This window comes from Allobosea sp. GW822-FHT05A11, from assembly GCF_058800455.1.
This window is the reverse complement of record NZ_JBXAMI010000003.1, coordinates 76,912-98,222: the sequence shown is the minus strand read 5'-3', so window position 1 is coordinate 98,222 and position 21,311 is coordinate 76,912. Positions and strand designations below refer to the sequence as shown.

The 21,311-nt window shown below is 67.8% G+C and carries 16 protein-coding genes; 5 read left to right on the top strand and 11 right to left on the bottom strand.

Annotation, left to right across the window (positions count from 1 at the left end):
* Positions 1-2 precede the first annotated feature (2 nt).
* Together AC1RLU_RS10025 and AC1RLU_RS10020 are read left to right on the top strand one after the other, a co-directional pair.
* On the top strand, positions 3-608 hold the full coding sequence (locus AC1RLU_RS10025) for an ABC-type transport auxiliary lipoprotein family protein (RefSeq protein WP_492795358.1): 606 nt from the start codon (positions 3-5) through the stop codon (positions 606-608).
* Between the two features lie 195 nt (positions 609-803).
* Positions 804-1,517 carry a DNA helicase gene (locus tag AC1RLU_RS10020; protein WP_492795356.1) on the top strand — a complete coding sequence of 238 codons (714 nt, stop codon included), beginning with the start codon at positions 804-806 and terminating at the stop codon, positions 1,515-1,517.
* Between the two features lie 88 nt (positions 1,518-1,605).
* Here AC1RLU_RS10020 and AC1RLU_RS10015 read toward each other — a convergent pair whose 3' ends face one another.
* Positions 1,606-7,842 (bottom strand): apolipoprotein A-IV repeat region-like domain-containing protein, encoded by a 6,237-nt coding sequence (locus tag AC1RLU_RS10015; RefSeq protein ID WP_492795355.1) that lies wholly within the window; start codon positions 7,840-7,842, stop codon positions 1,606-1,608.
* Between the two features lie 262 nt (positions 7,843-8,104).
* Between AC1RLU_RS10015 and AC1RLU_RS10010 the strand changes: the two genes are divergently transcribed.
* From AC1RLU_RS10010 to AC1RLU_RS10000, 3 genes are all read left to right on the top strand, one after another.
* Positions 8,105-8,443 (top strand): Hpt domain-containing protein, encoded by a 339-nt coding sequence (locus AC1RLU_RS10010; RefSeq protein WP_492795354.1) that lies wholly within the window; start codon positions 8,105-8,107, stop codon positions 8,441-8,443.
* A gap of 83 nt (positions 8,444-8,526) precedes the next feature.
* Entirely contained in the window at positions 8,527-8,847 is a 321-nt protein-coding gene (locus AC1RLU_RS10005; protein ID WP_061965556.1) for a 2Fe-2S iron-sulfur cluster-binding protein, read from the top strand.
* A 202-nt stretch (positions 8,848-9,049) separates the two neighbouring features.
* Positions 9,050-9,472: a universal stress protein gene (locus tag AC1RLU_RS10000; protein ID WP_061964521.1), complete on the top strand. Its 423-nt coding sequence runs from the start codon at positions 9,050-9,052 to the stop codon at positions 9,470-9,472.
* Positions 9,473-9,475: 3 nt separating this feature from the next.
* Here the strand turns inward: AC1RLU_RS10000 and AC1RLU_RS09995 are convergent, their stop codons facing one another.
* The 10 genes from AC1RLU_RS09995 to xdhA all read right to left on the bottom strand — a co-directional run bounded on the left by AC1RLU_RS09995 (position 9,476) and on the right by xdhA (position 21,213).
* The gene (locus AC1RLU_RS09995) at positions 9,476-10,069 is read right to left on the bottom strand and encodes a hypothetical protein (protein ID WP_492795353.1); all 594 of its coding nucleotides are present in this window, start codon (positions 10,067-10,069) and stop codon (positions 9,476-9,478) included.
* Between the two features lie 11 nt (positions 10,070-10,080).
* Entirely contained in the window at positions 10,081-11,256 is a 1,176-nt protein-coding gene (locus tag AC1RLU_RS09990) for a vWA domain-containing protein (RefSeq protein ID WP_492795351.1), read from the bottom strand.
* Between the two features lie 83 nt (positions 11,257-11,339).
* Positions 11,340-11,612 carry an HU family DNA-binding protein gene (locus AC1RLU_RS09985; protein WP_047582325.1) on the bottom strand — a complete coding sequence of 91 codons (273 nt, stop codon included), beginning with the start codon at positions 11,610-11,612 and terminating at the stop codon, positions 11,340-11,342.
* A 320-nt stretch (positions 11,613-11,932) separates the two neighbouring features.
* Entirely contained in the window at positions 11,933-13,012 is a 1,080-nt protein-coding gene (locus AC1RLU_RS09980; protein WP_082617050.1) for a BMP family ABC transporter substrate-binding protein, read from the bottom strand.
* Between the two features lie 31 nt (positions 13,013-13,043).
* On the bottom strand, positions 13,044-13,967 hold the full coding sequence (locus tag AC1RLU_RS09975; protein WP_492795350.1) for an ABC transporter permease: 924 nt from the start codon (positions 13,965-13,967) through the stop codon (positions 13,044-13,046).
* The gene (locus tag AC1RLU_RS09970; protein WP_142115050.1) at positions 13,964-15,028 is read right to left on the bottom strand and encodes an ABC transporter permease; all 1,065 of its coding nucleotides are present in this window, start codon (positions 15,026-15,028) and stop codon (positions 13,964-13,966) included. The genes AC1RLU_RS09975 and AC1RLU_RS09970 overlap by 4 nt, the downstream gene beginning before the upstream one ends.
* The gene (locus AC1RLU_RS09965) at positions 15,021-16,565 is read right to left on the bottom strand and encodes an ABC transporter ATP-binding protein (protein WP_492795348.1); all 1,545 of its coding nucleotides are present in this window, start codon (positions 16,563-16,565) and stop codon (positions 15,021-15,023) included. Before AC1RLU_RS09965 ends, AC1RLU_RS09970 begins: the two co-directional genes overlap by 8 nt.
* The gene (gene xdhC / locus AC1RLU_RS09960) at positions 16,549-17,391 is read right to left on the bottom strand and encodes a xanthine dehydrogenase accessory protein XdhC (protein WP_492795346.1); all 843 of its coding nucleotides are present in this window, start codon (positions 17,389-17,391) and stop codon (positions 16,549-16,551) included. The genes AC1RLU_RS09965 and xdhC overlap by 17 nt, the downstream gene beginning before the upstream one ends.
* Positions 17,388-19,730 carry a xanthine dehydrogenase molybdopterin binding subunit gene (xdhB, locus tag AC1RLU_RS09955; protein ID WP_492795345.1) on the bottom strand — a complete coding sequence of 781 codons (2,343 nt, stop codon included), beginning with the start codon at positions 19,728-19,730 and terminating at the stop codon, positions 17,388-17,390. Before xdhB ends, xdhC begins: the two co-directional genes overlap by 4 nt.
* On the bottom strand, positions 19,723-21,213 hold the full coding sequence (xdhA, locus tag AC1RLU_RS09950; protein ID WP_492795344.1) for a xanthine dehydrogenase small subunit: 1,491 nt from the start codon (positions 21,211-21,213) through the stop codon (positions 19,723-19,725). The genes xdhB and xdhA overlap by 8 nt, the downstream gene beginning before the upstream one ends.
* Positions 21,214-21,311: the final 98 nt, after the last annotated feature.

Genomic DNA, 21,311 nt, shown 5'->3' with positions numbered 1-21,311 from the left:
CCATGACGACCGAGGTTCAGCTTCCTCCGGCCCGCCGGACACGCCGCTTCCTCCCGGCCCTGGCTCTGGCTGCGGCCGCGCTCCTTGCCGGCTGCGGCGGCGGGGCGACCCCGACCACTTTCGACCTCTCGGCGCCCGGAGGCTTCGGCAAGGTCGGCGGTTCGCGGGGCGCGATGGTCGTGGCCGAGCCGACGGCGGTCCAGGCGCTCGATTCCGACCGCGTCATCGTCAAGGATTCGAGCGGCGCGCTCTCCTTCGTCGGCGGCGCGCAATGGGCGGACCGGGTTCCGGCGCTGGTGCAGGCCCGCCTGATCCAGACCTTCGAGAATGCCGGCCGGGTCGGGTCGGTCTCAGGTCCCGGCCAGCGCATCTCGCCCGATGTCCAGCTCAACACCAATATCCGCAGCTTCAACATCGACGCTGCAACGGGAACGGCTGTCGTCGAAATCACCGCCCGGATCGTCGGCGACCGCACGGGGCAGATCCAGCGGGCGCGGCTGTTCTCCGCCCGTGTCGCCGCCGGCACGGTCGACGGGCCGGGCGCGACCCAGGCGCTGGACCGGGCGCTGTCGCAGGTGCTGGTCGAGATCGTGCGCTGGGCGCGCTGAGCGCCTCTCGCCGGCAGGTCGCGATTTCCTTCACTGCGCCTCTGCGCTAGGCTCTGATTCCGGCTCGGCCCGAGCCTCCCCCCTCCAGCCGGGGCAGCATCATCATGCGGGGCATTTCCGACGACCTGACCGACTGTCCGGGCATCACGCATGAGGAGGGATTGCGCCAGCTGCTCGCGATAGGAGGTTCACGTCATGAATTTGTCGGCCCCGATCCATGAGTTGAAGCGCAAGGCCAAGCTGCAGAGCCGCGCAGAACGCATCCCGCTCCACGTCGTGCTTGATCGCATCGCGGCTCAGGAAGGCTATCGCAGCTGGAGCCTGCTCGCGGCGAAGCAGCCCGGGATGACATCCGTCCGCGCGCTCTGGCCCCTGCTCGAACCGGGCGATCTCGTCCTGATGGCGGGGCGACCGGGGCAGGGCAAGACGCTGGCGAGCCTTGCCCTGCTGGCGGAGGCGATGCGGGCAGGGCGCCGGGGCGTCTTCCTCACCCTCGAATATACGCCGGCGGATGTGCTGTCCCGTTTGCGCGCGATCAATATCGAGCCGCGTGAGTTCGCGGACCGGTTCGACTGCGATTGCTCCGATGCGATCAGCGCGGACTATATCGTCGCGGCCCTCGGCAACGCGCCGCGCGGCACGGTGGCGGTGATCGATTATCTGCAACTGCTCGACCAGCGCCGCGACACACCGGAGCTGGCGCTTCAGGTGAAGGCGCTGAAGGCCTTCGCGCGGGAGAGGGGCCTGATCCTCGTCTTCATCTCGCAGATCGACCGCACCTATGAAGCCTCGGGCAAGCCGTTTCCCGAGATCGCGGATGTGCGATTGCCCAATCCGCTCGACCTCGCCTTGTTCGACAAGACCTGTTTCGTGAACCGGGGCGAGGCACGTTTCCAGGCAGCGGCTTAGGCAGCCGTTCGGCGCCTTCGTCGCGCCCCGGAAAAGCAAAGGCCGCCCTCTCGGGCGGCCTTTCTCGATTTAGCGGGGAGGCGGACGCTTACTCGAAGCGCCCGCTGGCATGGGCCAGCATCGTGTAGACCTTGCCGGTCTCCGAGGTCAGGTAGGTCTTGGCCACCATCGAGTCGCGGTCGTCCTTGGCGGCTTCGCCGAGCAGGCGCTCGAACTCGTCGATATAGCGGTCGACCGTATCCTTGAATTCGGCATCGCGGCGATACTTGCGGCGGATCTCGTCGAAGGTCTGCTGGCCCTGCAGCGTGTAGAGCCTGCGGGTGAAGACGTTTCGTTCGCCGCGCTTGTAGCGGTCCCACAACTCGACCGCGGCGTCATGGTCGATCATCCGCGCGATATCGACGGAGAGCGAATCGAGCTTCTCGATCGAATGCGTCGTCGTCTTGCTCGGCTCCGGCTGCTTGTCCTCGCGCGAGGCGCGGGTGAGCAGGTCCGAGAGCCAGCCCGCCTTGGGCGGCTGCGCAACCGGCTCCGGCTGGCGGCGCGGCGCTTCCTGCATCGGAGCCGTGCGGCTTGGCGCCGGCTCGGCGCGCGTGCTCCCGCGCGGCGTGGCGGGCTGTTCGGGCTCGCTTGCCGTGGCATCGAGGGACGGCCGCAGCAGCGGTTCCTCCGCGGCCGGGGCGGGCTGGGTTACAGGCGAGAGCACCTGGGCAGGCCGGGCCGGAGCTGCCGGGGCAGGGGCGGCAACGGCGGCGGTCACAGCCGCAGTCGCGGCCGAGCGCCGGTTGGCGACATGGTCGATCGGCAGCGAGACATCGCCGCGCCGGCCGGCGCGCGTCACGATCTCGGTGAGATCGTTCAGCGCCTTGATCTGCTCGGCCACGACCCGGCGCATGGCCGAGGTCGATTCCTGGGCTTCCGCCGGCAGTTCGAGCACGCCGCGCTTCAGTTCGGCGCGGGTCGCCTCCAGCTCGCGCTGGATGTCGCCGGTGATCCCGCGCATGTCCTGCGCCGCCTTCTGGAAGCGCTCGGTCACCTTGGCGATCTCGCCGCCGATCTCGGTCGAGACCTGGGCATAGGCCGCACGCAGGGCCTCCGCTGTGCGCTCGCGCTCCTGGCCGGTGGCGGAACGGATCGCCTCGAACTGTTGAGCGATCGCGTTCGTCGTCGATTCCGCCGAGTCGGACAGGACCGTGCCGATCTGACGGGCCCGCGATTCCGCTGTGTTGAGGGAGTCGTCGATCAGCGAGGCGAAGGAGCGGGTAATCGCCTCGACATCGTCGGTGCGGTTGGCGATGAGCCCGTGCAACTGCTCCAGCGCCTCGCGACGCTCGGACAGCGCCTTGCCGACGCGGCCCTCGATCTGCTCCAGCCGGCCGGCGACGGCGTTGAGCGCCGCGCTGCTGGCCTGGGTCGCCTCGTTGAGCGAGGTGCCGCGATCGTCGAGCTGGCCGATCAGCGCGGTCGTCTCCCGCAGCGTGCCTTCCGAGAAGCTCTTCAGCTCGGCGATCTGCGTCGTGACCTGCTGCGAGGCCGAGCCGGCCTCGGCCATCACGGTGCCGATGACGGTCTGCAATTCGCCGACGCGGGTAGACAGGCTGTTCTCGACAGCGGCGAGGTTCTTGTTCGCGCCGTTGACGATCTGCTGCATCAGCTTGTTGGCCTCGCCGAGGCGCCCGAGCATGCCGCCGAGTTCCTCGCGCAGCTGCTCGTTGGTGCCGACCAGCGCGTCGACCGATTGCTTCGAGCCGGATTCCAGCGTTTCGCGCAGGGCATTGGACGAGGCCTCGACCGCGTTGGCGATGGCCGTGCCGCGATCGCGCAGGCCGGCGACGAGGGCGTTGCCGCGGCTTTCGAGTGCGCGCACCACCGTCTCGCCGACCGTGGCGAACTCGTTGGCCAAGGCCTCGCCGCGCTCGTTCAGCGCCTCGACGGCACCGTTGCCCTTGGCATCGAACACGGCGCGGAGGGTCTCGACGCGCTCGTCGATCGACTGGGTGAGCGTCGCACCCTGCTGTCCAAGCGCAGCGACGAGACCGTTGCCCTTGGCGTCGAAGGCGGCGCGCAGTGCCGCGATGCGCTCGTCGATCGACTGGCTGAAGGTTGCACCCTGCTCTCCGAGAGCGGCGACAAGGCCGTTGCCCTTGGCGTCGAAGACTGCGTGGAGAGCATCGACGCGCTCGTCGAGCGATTGCGTGATCGTCTCGCCCTGGCGGCCGAGGGCAGCGACGAGGCCGCTGCCGCTGGCGTCGAAAGCTGCATGCAGGGCGCTCGTCCGTTCCTCCAGCGAAGAGGCCACGGCCGCACCCTGGCGCTCCAGCGCCGTGACGAGGCCGGCGCCCTGGCCCTCGAAGATCGCGCGCAGTTGCTCGGCACGCTGGTCGAGCGCGCCGGAGATGGCGTCGCCACGGCGGCCGAGCGCCGCGACGATGCCGAGTCCGCGATCGTCGAACAGGGTGCGCAACTGCTCGGCTCGCTCGGTGAGCGCGGCCGCGATGGCCTCGCTCTGGCCGGCGAGCGCCGAGACCATGCCGCCGCCCTGGTCGTCGAACAGGGCACGCAATTCCTGCGCGCGCTCGGCGAGCACGGAGGCGATGGCCTCGGACCGGCCCTGCAGCGTGGTGGCGATCTCGTCGCCGCGCGTGTCGAGCGTATGCGAGACGGTGTCGAGCCGGTTGACGACGCGCTCCTCGAAGCGCGCGACGCTCTGGTCGAGCGTGTCGGCGATCTGGAGGGCCCGGCCGCCCAGCGTCGCGTTGATCGTATCGGCCTTGTCGCTGAGCGTGCGGGTGAGCGACTCGCTCTTGGAGGTGACGACCTCGCCGATCTCGTCGGCCTTGGCAGCGAGCGCCTTGGTCACCTCGCGTCCGCCTTCGGCCAGCACGCGGGCGATGTCGACCGTGCGCTCGACCAGCGCCTCGTTGAGGGCGGTGGCGCGCGAGCCGAGGCTGCCGTCGATGCGCGCGATCAGGCTGTCGAGCGTGCCGGCGATCTCGGCGCTCTTGGCGCCGGAGCGATCCTCGAACAGCTTGATCTGGCTCTCCATCGCGTCCGCGGCCTCGCGGGTGCGGCTGGCGAGCAGCTCGGCTGCCTCGAGAGCACGCGTCCCGGCCTTGTCGGCCAGCGCGACGCCGTCCTCGGAGATCAGCTTCTCGACCTGCGCGATTCCGGCATGGAGCGCAGTGGTGAGCTGCTGAGCATCGCCGGAAATCTTGGCGGTCAGGGTGCCGCCCTGGACGACGATCAGGTCCTCGAAGGCACCGAGACGCGCGGCGAGCGCATTCTCGACGTCGCGGCCCTGCGTGTCGAACAGCGCCGCAAACGCCGAGAGGCGTCCGCCGAGCGCGGTTTCGATCTCATGTCCACGCTCGTCGAAGAGCTTGGTCAGCGCGTCGTGGCGCAGCGCCAGCGCCTCGTTGAGCGCCTGGGCCCGGCCCTCGACCGAACGCAGCATCGACTCGGCATTGGCTGAGAGCGCCTCGTTCACGCGTCCGCCCTGCTGGGTCAGCGCCAGCACGATCTCGCGGCCGGTGCCGGCGAGCAGGGTGCGGGCGTCCTCGGCATGGACGGTGAAGGTGTCGCGCAGCCCCTGCGTCGCCTCGGTGACGCGGTCGGCGACATGGCGGCCGTCGACATTGATCGTCTCGGTGAGCGTGCGGGTTGCCTCGGTCATGCGGCGCGCCAGATCCTCGCTCTGCTCGCCGAGCAGGGTGTGGACCTCGCGGCCGGTGCTGACGAGGTCGCGCACCATGGTCTCGCGCTGCTCGCCGAGCAGGGAACCGACCTTCTCGGCCGTGTCGCTGACGCTGGCGAGGAAGCCGGTCTGCTGCTGTTCGAGGGCGTTCTGCGCCGCCTCGATGCTGCCGGTGATGCGGGAGGCCAGATGGGCGCCGCGCTCGTCCAGCTGCTGGTCGATGCTGGCGCCGGTCTCGGCCAGGCGGGAGATCAGGGCGTTGCTGCGCTCCGACAGGATGCCATGCACCGAGCGGCCGACATCGGCGACGCGGCTGGCCAGGGCCTGGCTCTCGTTGCCGAGCAGATCCTTGATCTCGAGCCCGGCCTGCGAAACCTTGACGGTCATCGCGCCGGCCTGCTCGTCGAGCAGGGCGCTGACGCGCATGCCGGTCTCGGACAGGCCGGTGATCAGGCGCTCGCTCTCGTTGCCGACGATGGTGCCGACCTCCTGGCCGGCCTGGGTGAGGCGGCTGACGAGCAGCTCGCTCTCGTCGCGCAGGCGCGTTTCGACGGTGTTGACGGCGCCCGAGACGCTGGAAACCAGAGCTTCGCTGCGCTCCGACAATAGCTTGGCGACATCGGCGCCGGCATTGGAGACGCGCGAGACCGTTGCGTCGCTGTGCTCGCCCATCAGGCTGGCGAGGTTGCGGCCGGCTTCGGCGACGCGCTCGACGACGCCGTCGCTCTGCTGGCCGACGAGATCGGCGAGCTCGCTGCCGGCGCTGGAGACGCGGCCGACCAGCTTCTCGGCCTGCTGGTCGAGCAGGGTATGGACGGTCTGGCCCGTTTCGTTCAGGCGGTCGACGAGCTTGCTGCCCTGGTCGGTGAAGAGCCCGTTGACCTGGCCCGCGACGTCGGTGATGCGGCCGGTGAGCGCGTCGCCATGCTGCGCGACAGACTCGCTGAGGGACTGGCTGGCATCGTTGACGCGCAGGATGATCGCCTCGCTGCGCTCGCGCAGCACGTCGTCGACGGTGCGAGCGGTCTCGTTGAGGCGGCTGACCAGCGTATCGCCATGCGTGCCGATCAGGCCGTGAACGTTCTCGCCGACCTCGGTGAGGCGGGTGGCGATGGCTTCGTTCTGGCGGTTGAGCAGGCTGTTGACCCCGCGCCCGACCTCGGCGAGGCGGGTGGTGACGCTCTCGCCCTCGTCGGAAAGCGCGCTGCGCAGCGCTTCGCCGGATTCCGCCAGACGCGCCTGCAGGGCCTCGCTCTGGCTCTCGATCAGCGCCACCATGCTGCGGCTGCTGACCTCGAAGCGCTCGGCCGCTTCCGTGCCACGCGCCGAGATGTCGCGGGCGAGCGTCTCGCCGGTGTTCTTGAGCAGTTCGTTGACGGTCTCGACGCGGCCGGTCAGCGTTTCGGCGACCTGGTTGCCGGTCTCGCTGATGGCGCGGGTGACGTCCTGGGCGCCGGTGGTCAGGCCCTCGGTGAGGACGGCGCCGGTGCGCTCCAGCGAACCGGCGATTTCCTTGGCCCGGCCGTCGAGCATGGTCGAGAGATTGTCGCTGGCTCCGGCCAGCCGCTCGGAAACCTCGCCGGAGGTGACCTGCAGGCGCTCGACCAGGTCGTGGCTGCGTCCGCTGATCTCCTCGATCATCTTCTCGCCGGCGCGGCCGAGCGCCTGGGTGATCTGGTCGCCCTTGGCGCCGAGCGAGCCGGTGACGCGGTCGCCGGCCTGCGAGACGGCCTCGGCGATGGCGCGGCTGGCGCTGTCGAGGTCCTTGGCGAGCCCGTCATGGGCGCCGCTGATGGCGAGCTTGACGCGCTCGGCATTGCCGACCACGGCCTCGCGCTGGGTGACGAGCTCGTCGATCAGCGAACGCAGGCGAATCTCGTTATCGGCATAGGCGCGCTCCAGCGTCGAGATTTCGCCGCGCACGATGGTTTCGAGTTCGCCGGCCCGCGCAACCGCGCGCTCGATGCCGTCGCCCATGGCGGCGACCTCGCGGCGGATGGTCTGGCTCAGCGACAATACGGAATCGGCGCCGGCGACCTCGGGCTCGGCCAGGCGCAGCGCGACCTCGGTCATAGCGCGCGAGATCAGGCGCATTTCCTGGGTGCGGCGATAGAGCGCCGCCAGGACGAAGAAGAACACGACCGGCGCACCGATCGAGAGCGCGAGCAGCGTCCATTCGCCGATGCCGAAGCTGGCGACCGGCTCGGGCAGGCCGTTGCTGAACGAGCCGTAGCGGCCGAGCAGGACGAAGGCGGCGCCTCCCAGCCAGGCCAGCGACGACAGCGCGGCGAACCAGTAGGGCTTGCGCGACGGGCGCACGGCGAAGGCCTGGACCAGCGAGCTGGAATCGCGGCGGTCGTCATTGGCGACGCGGCTGGTATCGGGCGCGATCGCGGCGCGCGGCTGCGCCGGCTGCTGGGGAGGAGTGGCAAGGGCCGGCGGAGGCGACGCCGGAGCCGGCTCGACGCGCGGCAATTCGAGCTTCAGGTCGTTCTCGCTGGTCGAGGGCAGTCGCGGCTCGGTCTCGACCGGCGTCTCGGCGCCGTCCTTGGACTGGTCAAGGCGAAGAGCCTCTTCGATCGCCGACATCGCAGCTTCAGTGGGGTCCTGGAGCTTCTTGGGTCGATTCATCGTTGCCGCCTCGTCACGCTACTGACGATGGGCGCGTACGATGACCACCGTCGCCCCATGCCGCCTCTGGCCGGGTGAACGGAGACACTGCGCCCATCATTTACCAATTGGAAGGGTAGTGGACCCCTGGACCCTTGGAAACCCATTTGACCACGCGATTCACAAACGTCGTTAACGCCTCGTTCACCATCCGGGCGCTTCCTGAAGGGCATGAGACCGGCCCGTGCGGCCATTTGATGACCGATGTCGAAGAGTTCCTGACATGACCGAGAAGGCCATCGATTTCGCCTATCTTTCCCGCCAGACCGCAGGCGACCACGAGCTGGAGCGCGAATTGCTGGTGCTCTTCGCCCAGCAATGCGTCGTCCATCTGCGAGCCATCCACGGCAGCACCGACCGGCAGGTGCGGATGGATGCCGCCCACAGCCTGAAGGGTGCGGCGCGCGCCGTCGGTGCCTGGCAGGTCGCCGAGGCTGCCGACCGCATCGAGGAGGGTCTTGCCGGGCCGGAGCAGAAGGCGAGCGAAAGCGCTCTCGATGCGCTCTCCCTCGCGGCGGCCGAGGCGAGGGCGGTGATCGCGCGCTCCGACTGCGCCGCCTGAGCACGGCTGCGGCGGGAAAACCCGTTCCGTGCCGCTTTGAAATGCTCTAAGCGGTGCCGGAGATCGCGCCGCCGGAGTTTCCCATGCCTAACATCACCTTCATCGACGCTCATGGAGAGAGCCGCACCGTCGAGGCCGAAACCGGCTCGACCGTGATGGAGACGGCGATCCGCAACGCGGTTCCTGGCATCGAGGCGGAATGCGGCGGCGCCTGCGCCTGCGCCACCTGCCATGTCTATGTCGACGATGCCTGGACCGCGGCGGTCGGCCCTGCCGAGCCGATGGAGGAGGATATGCTGGACTTCGCCTTCGACGTTCGCCCGAATTCGCGCCTCTCCTGTCAGATCCGCATCCGCGACGATCTCGACGGGCTGATCGTCCGTACGCCCGAGCGCCAGGGCTAGACCCGCGCGGCATCGCACCGCATCCGGCATCTTGCGCTGGATCATGGCGCCGATGCTGGCAAAACTCCATGATGATTGCACACCCCGCCTGGATCGGCGCGCATTCCACCAGGCGCGGCAACAGCGACCCAGGCATTTGTGATATCATCCGGACTCCCGAAAAGTGGCGCCCATTTTTCGGTCCGATGCCTAGGAGGATGCGATGTACAGATCGATCATGGTCCCCGTAGATCTCGCCGAAGCCGAGCTTGCCCAGCCGGCGCTCGCAGCGGCCGTCTCCTTCGCGAAGGCTTCGGGCGGGAGGCTGCGTCTGGTCTATGTCCGCTCGCTCATCCCGGTCACCTACATGGAGTTCGTGCCGGCTGATTTCGATTCCGAGCAGCAGGAAGATGCCGAGGCGAAGCTCGCCGAGATCGCAGCGAAGGTCGATCTTCCCGCCGAGCAGGTCTCGGCCAAGGTCCTGATCGGCTCCGTCCATGGCGAGGTGCTGGCCGAGGCCGACGCCAGCGGCGCCGATCTCATCGTCATCGGCTCGCATGAGCCCGGCATGCTCGCCTATGTCATCGGTTCGAACGCCTCGGCCATCGTGCGCCGGGCGAAATGCTCGGTGCTGGTCGTCCGCTGAGCCTCAGCTCGTCCGTCCCGGAACGAGGCTGTCGGGCACCTCGCCGGTCGCGAGTTCGCGCGGCCGGTTGAGACTGACCAGCGGCCAGACCTGCCAGAACGAGGCGGCGATCAGCAGGATGCCGAGCAGCCCGGCACTGTTCGCGCCCTGCTGGAAGGCGCGCAGCGTGAAGGCCGCGAGCATCAGCAGCGACAGCGCGCCGAGAGCGGCGACGCCGAGCCAGATCGGCCTGGGTCGTCCGGCGACGAAGCGCGCGCGCGGATTGGCCCGCGCGATCGCGGCCGACAGTGCGGTGACGAAGCGGCGATAGCGCGGATCGTCGCGGTCGAGATCGGTGAGCGAGCGCCAGGACAGGTTGCCGAAGGTCACGGTGCGGCCGTCGCTGAGCCGGAGTTGCGTCTTGTAGCCCTTCGAAGAGATATTGCCGGGCGCATAGACGAAGCGGACCTGCTCGACCGCACTCAGGCGGATGCTGTCGACCCGGCGCGTCCGATCGACCTCGAGCGTGTCGCCGTCGAGCTTGTAGGCGATCTCGAAGCCCACCGGCTTGGGGCGCTGGCGCCAGCTCGGGGCAGGGCCGTCGTCGTCCTCGTCCATGATCGCTTTCGTCACCGCGCCAGAACCTTCATCGCGCCATCCAGTCCGTCGAGCGTCAGCGGGAACATGCGCCCGCCCATCAAGCCGCCGATCTGGCGGACCGACTGGGTGTAGTTCCAGAGGTTCTGCTGCACCGGGTTGAGCCAGACCGATTTCGGGAATTTGGTCGCCAGGCGCTCCATCCAGACCTCGCCGGCCTCCTCGTTCCAGTGCTCGACGGAGCCGCCGGGCATCGCGATCTCGTAGGGGCTCATCGAGGCATCGCCGACGAAGACGAGCCGGTAGTCGGAGGGATAGGTCCTGAGCACGTCCCAGGTCGCGATCTGCTGGTCGTGGCGCCGGCGGTTCTCCTTCCAGACCCGCTCATAGGGGCAGTTATGGAAGTAGAAATGCTCGAAATGCTTGAACTCGGCCCGCGCCGCCGAGAACAGCTCCTCGGCCAATTCGATATGCCAGTCCATCGACCCGCCGACATCGAGGAAGAGCAGCACCTTCACGGCGTTGCGGCGCTCGGGGCGAAGCTTGACGTCGAGATAGCCGTGCCGGGCGGTCTCGGAAATGGTGTTGTCGAGGTCGAGTTCCTCGGCCGCGCCGGTGCGGGCGAAACGGCGCAGGCGCCTGAGCGCGATCCGCATGTTGCGAACGCCGAGTTCGCGCGTGTCGTCGAAATCCTTGAACTCGCGCTTGTCCCAGACCTTCACCGCACGGAAATTGCGGTTCTTGTCCTGGCCGATGCGGATGCCTTCGGGATTGTAGCCATAGGCGCCATAGGGCGAGGTGCCGGCGGTGCCGATCCACTTGTTGCCGCCCTGGTGGCGGCCCTTCTGCTCGTCGAGCCGCTGTTTCAGCGTCTCCCAGAGCTTCTCCCAGCCCATCGCATCGATCTGGGCTTTCTCTTCGTCGGTCAGGAATTTCTCGGCGAGCTTGCGCAGCCATTCCTCGGGAATGCCCGCTTCCTCGATCGCCTGCTGCAGCGTCTCCATGCCCTTGAACACCTGGGCGAAGACGCGGTCGAACTTGTCGAGATGGCGCTCGTCCTTCACCAGAGTGGCGCGGGCGAGATAGTAGAACTCGTCGACCCTGTGTTCGGCCAGATCGGCCTCCACCCCTTCGAGCAGCGTCAAGTACTCGCGCAAGGTCACCGGGACCTTGGCGGCGCGCAGATCGGTGAAGAGACGGAGAAACATGCCGCTAATGTGAGGGCATGGGGCGCAGGGTCAAGCAGCGTCCACGTTTCATGCGCGAACGCTGCCTGAGCCCGATGATGGCCTTACGCCACCGCGTCGGCGAGGTCCTTGGTGACCTTGAACTTCACGACGGTCTTGGCGGGCACCTTGATGGTCGCGCCGGTCGAGGGGTTGCGGGCCTCGCGGGCCTCGCGCTTGGCGGCGGAGAGCTTGCCGATGCCGCCGAGCGTGACGTCGTCGCCCTTTTTGAGGGTCTTGGCGACGGTCGCGCCGAGAGAGGCCAGGATGGCCGAGACGTCGGCCTTGGTCTTCCCGGTCTCTTCGGCAATGGCGGCGATCAGTTCGTTCTTGGTCATGAATTCCTCCTAGAGAAGGTGGTTCAGGCGTCGCGTGCTGGATGACGGCCGTTCATGCTCGTTTCCGACACGAGCGACCGCGACACATGGATGCCATTCGCGGCGCGCAACTCACGCAGTTGCCACGGTTACCGCGGAAAGACGATGGCCGCGGCGGTAGATACGCACAGGAAACGCCTTCGTTCCATCGGTTTCAGGCCGGTAACGGCCCAGTTGAGAACGAAAACAGGTTGACGGGGTGGATTGACGTAGCGTCAGGCGGGTGGAGCCTGCGAATCGCTGCGGCGGCGCGAGCAGTCCGCCGCAGCGAGAATTCATCGTCAGGCCTGGATGCCGTCGACGTACCAGTCCATCTTCGAAAGCATCTCGTCGCTGGCCTTCTCGCCGGCCTTCAGGCGGACTTCACCCTTCTGGTCCTTGAGCTCGCCGGTGAAGGGGTGGAGCGTGCCGGCGACGATGGCCTTGGTGACCTCGTCTGCGGCGGCGCGGGCGGCCGGCGTGATCGCATCGTTATACGGCGCGAGCTTGACGAAGCCGTCCTTGATGCCGCCCCAGACCGCGCCGCTCTTCCAATTGCCGTCCATGACCTCCTTGACGCGCTTGATGTAGTAGCCCGACCAGTCGTCGACGATGGCCGAAAGATGGGCCTTGGGCGCGAAGGATTTCATGTCGGAGGCCTGGCCGAAGGCGAAGACGCCGCGCTGCTCGGCCGCCTGGAGCGGGGCGGCGGAATCGGTGTGCTGGGTGATCATGTCGGCGCCCTGGTCGATCAGTGCCTTGGCGGCGTCGGCCTCCTTGGCGGGGTCGTACCAGGTCGAGCACCAGACGACCTTGGTCTTGAAGTTCGGGTTCACCTTGCGGGCGGCGAGATGGAAAGCATTGATGCCCATCACGACTTCCGGGATCGGGAAGGAGGCGACGTAGCCGGCCTGTCCGGTCTTCGACATGTGTCCGGCGATGGTGCCGATCACGGCGCGGCCCTCGTAGAAGCGCGCATCGTAGGTCGCGACGTTCTCGGCGCGCATATAGCCGGTGGCATGCTCGAACTTGATCTTCGGGAATTGCTTGGCGACCTGGATCGTCGGGTTCATGAAGCCGAAGGAGGTCGCGAAGATCAGCTGGTTGCCGGCCTGGGCGAGCTGGCGCAGCGCGCGGGCGGCGTCCGGACCCTCGGCGACGTTCTCGATGAAGCTGGTCTTGATCTTGGCGCCGTATTCCTTCTCCAGCGCCAGCCGGCCCTGGTCATGCGTCCAGGTATAGCCGTGGTCGCCGATCGGGCCGACATAGATGAAGCCGACGCCGAGCGGGGCCTGCGCCGAGGCGCCGCGGCCGAGCAGTGGCAGGGTCGAGGCGGCGGCGGCGCCGAATGTCAGCTTGCGGCGGGTGATGATGCTGGTCATGTCCTAAAACTCCCCGTTGTCGGTTGCGGCGTCAGGACGCCGAGAAGGATTTGCCGAGGCAGGCGGGCGCGTCGAGCCGGCCGGTCTTTCGTCCTAGCGACATCATGGTCAGAACCGCAATCGTCGCAAGGTAGGGGGCCATCGCCAGAACCTCGGGCGCGAGCCAGCTGACGCCGGCCGCCTTGGCCTGCAATTCGAGCGTCATGACGGCGCCGAAGAGGTAGGCGCCGAGCAGGAGCCGCCCCGGCTTCCAGGCCGAGAAGACGACGAGCGCAAGTGCGATCCAGCCGCGGCCGGCCGTCAGCCGGTCCGCCCACATCGGCGTCAACGCCAGCGAGAAATAGGCGCCTCCGAGACCTGCCAAGGCGCCACCGAAGGCGATGGCGCCGTAGCGGATGGCGATCACGGGATAGCCGATCGCATGGGCCGAGGCGTCGTTCTCGCCGACGGCGCGCAGGATCAGGCCCGGCCGCGTCCGGCGCAGGAACCAGCTCACGGCGGCAACGAGCGCAAGCGAGAGATAGACGAGGATGTCGTGTCCGAAGATCACCCGCAGCAGCGGATGTTCCGACAGCGCTTCCGGAAACACCGGCTGAAGCCGCGTGACGGTGCGCCCGACGAAGCCCGCGCCGATCAGCGAGGAGGCGCCGATGCCGAAGATCGTCAGCGCAAGCCCCGTGGCGACTTGGTTGGCCATCAGCGAGAGCGCGAGCACGGCGAAGACCATCGAGGCCGCGACGCCTGCGAAAGCCGCCGCGACCAGCCCGATGCCGGTGCTGCCGGTGGAGAAGGCGACCGCGAAGCCCGCGACGGCGCCGCACAACATCATGCCCTCGACGCCGAGATTGAGCACGCCGGCCTTCTCTGCGACGAGCTCGCCGAGCGATGCGAGCAGCAGCGGCGTCGAAGCCGCGATCAGCGTCATCAGGATGGAGATGAACATGGCGGAGGTCATGCCGCCCTCCGCTTGAAACCGATACGCCAACGCACGAGCACGTCGGTTGCCAGCAGCATGAACAACAGCGTTGCCTGGAACAGGCCGGTCGCGGCCTGCGGCAGCCTCACCGTCGATTGCGCGATCTCGCCGCCGACATAGGTTCCCGCCAGCACGATGCCGCCGAAGACGATGCCGAGCGGGTTCAGCCGGCCGAGGAAGGCGACGATGATCGCGGTGAAGCCGTAGCCGACCGGGAATTGCGGCGTGAGCTGCCCGAACGGACCGGCCGCCTCGAACAGGCCGGCGAGACCCGCCAGCGCGCCGCTGATCAGCATGGTCGCCCAGGTCGTGCGCGCCGCGCTGAAGCCACCATGGCGGGCGGCTGCGGGCGCCAGGCCGACGACCTTGATCGCGTAGCCTGCCGTGGTCTTCTCCATCAGCAGCCAGGCGATGATCGCGAGCACCAGCGCGGCCGGAATGCCGAGATGGACGAGCGTCCCTTCCAGCACTGTCGGCAGCGTCTGATCGGCGGTGAACATCCGCGTCTGCGGGAAATTGAAGCCGCCCGGGTCCTTCCACGGCCCGCGCACGAGGAAGTACAGCAACTGCACCGCGACATAGGTCAGCATCAGGCTGGTCAGGATCTCGCTGACCTGCAGCTTGACGCGCAGGAAGGCCGGGATCGCGGCCCAGGCCATACCACCGAGAATGCCGGCGAGCACCATGGCGGGCAGAATCCACCATCCCGTCATGTCATAGGTCAGGAGGGCGACGCCGGTGCCGGCGATGGCGCCCATGACGTATTGCCCCTCGGCGCCGATATTCCAGACATTGGCGCGGAAGCCGATGGCGAGCCCGAGTGCAATCATGACGAGCGGCGCGCCCTTGACCCCGATATCGCCCCAGCGTTGCGGCTCCAGGAAGGGGGTCAGGAAGATGCTGCCGACCGCGTGGAAGCCGTCATAGCCCATGGCGGTGAAGACGATCATGCCGATGAGCATGGTGAGCCCGATCGCGATCACTGGGCTCAGGCCCAGCATCAGCAGACTGGGCTCGCGGCGGCGGCGCCATTCAAGCATGGGCTGCCTCCGCGCCATGGACGCCGCCCATCATCAGGCCGATCTCGTCGATGCCGAGGCTCGCGACCGGGCGCGGCACAGAGAGCCGACCTTCGTTGATGACGCAGAGCCGGTCGGCGAGCTCCAGCAATTCGTCGAGATCCTGCGAGATCACCACCACGGCCGAGCCCTTGGCCGCGAGGTCGACGAGTTCCTGTCGGATCGCGGCGGCCGCACCGGCATCGACGCCCCAGGTCGGCTGCGAGACGACAAGAACGGCCGGCTGCTGGCCGATTTCGCGGCCCATGATGAATTTCTGCAGGTTGCCGCCCGAGAGCGAGCGGGCGAGCGCGGCGTTGCCGGTGGTCCGGACGTCGAAGAGCTTGATGACGCCATCTGCAAAGCGTTTCACGCTGCTGCGGCTGATGAAGCCATGCGGCGCCAGCGGGAGCCGGTGACGCGCCGTGAGGATCCCGTTATCGGCGAGCGAGAAATCCGGCACGGCAGCGTGGCCGTTGCGCTCCTCGGGCACGCAGGCGAGGCCGAGCGTCCGGCGTGTGCCGGCGCCCTCAAGACCAACGGATTTGCCGTCGAGTTTGATTGCCTCCGAGCCGGTCGCGAGTTGCTCGCCCGAGAGGGCGGTCAGCAACTCCGCCTGTCCATTGCCGGCGACGCCGGCGATCCCAAGAATCTCGCCGGCCCGGGCTTCGAAGGAAACGCTCTCCAGATCCGTGCCGAAGGGGGGCTCACCCGGCAGCGACAGTCCTTTGACTTCCAGCCGGATGGCGCCGGAGCCAGCCGCCTTGCCGTGCTCGATCTTGCGCAGTTCCGCGCCGATCATCAGCTCGGCCATGCGCTTGGTCGTCTCGACCTTGGGGTCGCAGGTCGCGACGACGCGCCCGCCGCGCAGGATCGTGGCGCTGTCGCACAGTGCTTTGATCTCGTGCAGCTTGTGCGAGATGTAGAGGATCGAGCAGCCCTCGGTCGCGATCTGCCTGAGCGTCGCGAACAGGCGCTCGACCTCCTGCGGCGTCAGGACGGAGGTCGGCTCGTCCATGATCAGGAGCTTCGGCTTCTGCAGCAGGCAGCGCACGATCTCGATGCGCTGGCGCTCGCCGACCGAGAGCGTATGAACCTCGCGCTCCGGATCGAGCGGCAGCGAATAGGATTGCAGGATCGCGGCGACGCGAGCCTTCAGCTCCTCGCGATCGACCGCCTCGTCGAGCCCGAGCGCGATATTCTCGATCACCGTCATCGCGTCGAACAGCGAGAAATGCTGAAAGACCATGCCGATGCCGAGCTTGCGCGCGGCCTTGGGCGAGGGGATCGCAACGGGCGAGCCGTTCCAGGAGATGGCGCCCTCGTCGGCCTGCTGGACGCCGTAGATGATCTTGACCAGCGTCGACTTGCCGGCGCCGTTCTCGCCAAGCAGCGCGTGGATTTCGCCCGGCTTGACGCTCAGGCTGATGTCTTCATTGGCTTTGACGCCGGGAAAGCTCTTCGAGACATGGGCGAGCGCCAGCCGCGGCGGCACCTTCTGCTCACGCGGCTGATTCATGTCGCGACCGTCTCCCTTTCGCCGGTTCCCGGCGGCCAAGCAAGCAACGCACCAGCTCGGCTGCCGTCAAGGCCGCGATCACCTCCGGGCGCTTGTCGTCCACATCGCAGCCGCCGATCGGGCAGGTCAAGCGCGCCAGAGCCTCACGCCGACCACCAGCGCGCAGGAAGCCGGATTCGAAGCGGGCCCGCTTCGTGGCCGAGCCGATCATGCCGACATAAGCCGCATCACCACGGGCCAGCGCCGCTTCCGCCAGCCGGTAGTCGAGCGCGTGGCTATGCGAGAGCACGACGAAGGCGGCTTTTGCCGGAGCGCTCGCGATCGCATCGGCGGGATCGGCCATGCGGATGCAGGTGACGGCTGCCGGCAGCCCGCTCATGACGTCGTCTCGATCGTCGATCAGCGAGACCGAGAGGGGCAGCGGTGCCAGTGCCTTTGCCAGCGCGCGGCCGGTATGGCCGGCCCCGAAGATCAGCACCGGTGGCCGCGTCGCGGCTTCGGCCTTCTCGCGGGCGCTGAACAGGGCGATCTCGGCCGCTCCCGCATGGCGGAGCGACACACGCACCCGCCCACCGCAGCACTGCCCCATCTGCGGCCCGAGCGGGATATCGAGCAATTGATCCTCGGCGCCCTCGGTGAGCATGTGCCGGGCGATGTCGATGCAGTGGAATTCGAGCTGCCCGCCGCCGATGGTTCCGGCGATGGCGTTCGGGCTGACCGCCATGCAAGCCCCGGCTTCGCGCGGCGTCGAGCCTTCCGCCGCCTCGATCCGGACCAGGACGATGCCGTCGCGCTGATGGGCTACCAGGAAGGCGGCGAGGGTCATGATGTGGCCTCCGCCTTGACCCGCTCGACCGCATCCAGCACGCGCTCCGGCGTCGCAGGGGCATCGAGGCGCGGGCAGAAGCGATGATCGCCGACGCTCGCCACCGCATCCGACAGTGCGTGCAGCACCGAGATCGCCAGCATCAGAGGCGGCTCGCCCACCGCCTTGGAGCGATGGATCGTCGGCTCGCGGTTCGGCACATTTTCCAGGAGATGCACGTTGAATATCTGCGGGCGGTCGGAGGCGACGGGAATCTTGTAGGTCGAGGGCGCATGGGTCCAGAGCCGGCCTTTCTTGTCCCAGACCAGTTCCTCGGTGGTGAGCCAGCCCATGCCCTGCACGAAGCCGCCCTCGATCTGGCCCTTGTCGATCGCCGGGTTCAGCGACTGTCCGCAATCATGGAGGATATCGACCCGCTCGACCTTGTACTCCCCGGTCAGCGTGTCGATTGCGACCTCGGCCGCCGCTGCGCCATAGGCGAAATAGTAGAACGGGTGGCCGCGCCCGGCCTTGCGGTCCCAGTGGATTTTGGGCGTCGCGTAGAAGCCCGTCGCCGAGAGCTGGACGCGGGCCATATAGGCGGCGGCGATCAGTTCCTTGAAGGCGATCTCGCGGGTGCCGATCTTCACGCGTCCCGGCAAGAAGGCGACATCCTCCGCCTCGACCTGCCAATGCTTCGCGGCGAACTCCGACAATCGCTTCTTGATCGTCTCGCAGGCGTCGAGCGCCGCCATGCCGTTGAGATCGGAGCCCGAGGAAGCGGCCGTAGCGGATGTGTTCGGCACTTTGCCGGTCGTCGTCGCGGTGATCTTCACCTGATCGAGTCCGATGCCGAAGGCATGGGCCACCACTTGCGCCACCTTGATATAGAGCCCTTGCCCCATCTCGGTGCCGCCATGGTTCAGCGCGACCGTGCCGTCCGTATAGACATGCACCAGCGCACCGGCCTGGTTGAACCAAGTCGCGGTGAAGGAGATGCCGAACTTCACCGGTGTCAGCGCGATGCCGCGCTTGACGATCGGGCTTGTCCTGTTGGCCTCGCGGATCGCCGCTTTGCGGGTCTGATAGTCGCAGCGCCGCTCCAGTTCGGTGATGACATCCGCTGCGATATTGTCCTCGACCGTCTGGTGATAGGGCGTTACATCGCGGCCGGCGCCGCCATAGAGATTGCGCCGGCGCACCTCCAGCGGGTCGAGACCGGTCGCGTAGGCGATCTCCTCGATGAAGCGCTCGGCCCCGACCATGCCCTGTGGCCCGCCGAAGCCGCGGAAGGCGGTGTTCGAGCAGGTGTTGGTGAAAAGCGGCTCCGAGCGGGCGCGCACCGCCGGGTAGAAATAGCAATTGTCCATGTGGAACAGGGCGCGGTCGGTCACCGGCCCGGAGAGATCGGCATTCCAGCCGCAGCGCGCCGCATAGACGGCGTCGAGCGCATGGATGCGGCCCTCGTCGTCGAAGCCGATTTCGTAATCGCAGATGAAATCATGGCGCTTGCCGGTGATCGCCATGTCGTCGTCGCGGTCGGGCCGGAGCTTGATCGGCCGCTTGAGCTTGCGGGCTGCGACTGCCGCGACGCAGGCGAAGAGATTGGCCTGCGTCTCCTTGCCGCCGAAACCGCCGCCCATGCGGCGGACCTCGACCGTCACCGCATGCGAGCCGACCCCGAGCACGGCCGCGACCATGTGCTGGACCTCGCTCGGATGCTGGGTCGAGACCAGCACGGCCATGTCCTCGTCCTCGCCGGGGATAGCGAGCGCGACCTGGCTTTCGAGGTAGAAATGCTCCTGCCCGCCGATCGCCATCGCGCCTTTCAGCCGGTGCGGGCTCGCGGTCATGGCGGTAGTGACATCGCCCCGTTCGAGCTTGAGCGGTTCGGTGACGAGTTTCCCCCCGGCTTCGCGCGCCGCAGCGATGTCGATCAGCGGCGGTTCCTCGGCATAATCCGCCTTCGCCAGCGTCGCGGCATGGCGCGCCTGCTCGCGCGTTTCAGCCACGACCGCGAAAAGCGGCTGGCTGTGGAACAGGATAGCCTGCGTCGCGAAGAGCGGCTCGTCATGGAGATGCGTCGAGGAAATGTCGTTGGCGCCGGGGATGTCCGCTGCCGTCAGCACCGCGACGACGCCCGGCGCGGCGCGGACAGCATCGAGGTCGAGCGAGAGCAGCCGGCCATGGGCGATCGTGCTCGTGCCGAGATAGGCGTGTAGTAGTCCATCGGGCGCGGCGATGTCGTCGATATAAACAGCTTCGCCCGCGACATGCTTGGGCGCGGAATCATGGGTGCGGGAGCTGCCGACCGGCCCGCTCTCCAGTCCGATATCGAGCTTGCGGCGTGCGTCAGCCATGGGCGACCTCCGCCAGCAGGCCGGCGACCCGCGTTCGCGTCTCAGCTTCCGTCGTCTCGATCAGGAAGCGCAGCAGCAGGTTGCCGGCGATCTTGAGTCGATAATGCGCCGAGGCGCGCATGTCGTCGAGCGGTGTGAAATCCTGCGGGAGGGTTGCGATGGCGGCTGTGACGGCCTTGTCGTCCCAACGTTGGCCGACGAGCGTGGCTTCGGCCGCCTTCGCCCGCTTCGGGATGCCGGCCATGCCGCCATAGGCGAGGCGGGCGTCGCTGACCCGGCCATCGGAGGCCAGCGCGAGCCGGAAGGCGCCGCAGACGGCGGAAATATCCTCGTCGAAGCGCTTCGAGACCTTCGAGGCATGGAACAGCATGCCGTCCGCAAGTTTTGGCACCAGCACAGCCTCGACGAATTCCCCGGGCCGCCGGTCCTGCTTGCGGTATTCGATGAAGAAGCTTTCGAGCGGGATGCTACGGCGTTCGAGGCTGGTTTCCCCGCGCCTTGCCAGGACCAGCGTGGCATCGAGCGCGATCAGGGCAGGCGGCAGGTCGCCGATCGGCGAGCCATTGGCGATGTTGCCGCCGATCGTGCCGGCATTGCGCACCTGCTCGCCGCCGAAACGGCGCATCAACTCGTCGAGCTGAGGGGAGAGGGCGGCGAGCGCCGTCCGGACATCGATATGACCAGCCATCGCACCGAAGCGCAGATGGCTGCCTTCGTCAGTGATCGCGCGCAGCGCCTCGATCCGCCCGAGATAGATCACGGGATCGATCCGCTTCATCGCCTTGGTAACCCAGAGCCCGACATCCGTGGCACCGGCGACCAGCGTCGCCTGCGGATGCGCCGCGACGAGATCGGCCAGCGCCTCCACCGTCGTGGGTGCATAGAAGCGTCCGCTTCCACCTTGCAGGGACAGCGTCTCGTCATCATCCAGGGCGGCAAGCCGCGTCGCAACGGCCTCCCGTTCCCGCAGGAACCGATCCGCCTCGCGCGGCGCGATCTCGTCCATGCGGCGGCCGGCGGTGATGATCGGCTCGTAGCCGGTGCAGCGGCAGAGATTGCCGGCGAGCGCATCCTCGATGCGGCCGATGCTCGGCTCGGCCTCGTTGAGCCTCAGCGCCAGCAGCGACATCACGAAGCCCGGTGTGCAGAAGCCGCATTGCGAGCCATGGCACTCGACCATCGCCTGCTGGACCGGGTGCAGGCTGCCGTCGGCGCCTTTCAGATGCTCGACGGTGAGAAGCTGGCAGCCGTCCAGCGTCGGCAGGAAGCGGATGCAGGCATTGATCGCCTCGTAGCGCAGCCGCCCGCGATCCAGTCGCCCGACGACGACGGTACAGGCGCCGCAATCGCCCTCGGCACAGCCTTCCTTGGTGCCGGTCATGCGCTGGTCGAGGCGCAGCCAGTCGAGCACGGTGAGCGTCGGATCGCAGGGGTCGATCTCGACCAGTCTGTCGCCGAGCAGGAAGCGCAAGCTCTCACGCATCCCTCTCGCTCCACTCGCAAAGCCAAATCATGCCCGCAGATTAGGCATGATCCGGCCTTGGCCGGAAGCTTCGATTTGGTGCAGATGTGATGTGGAAT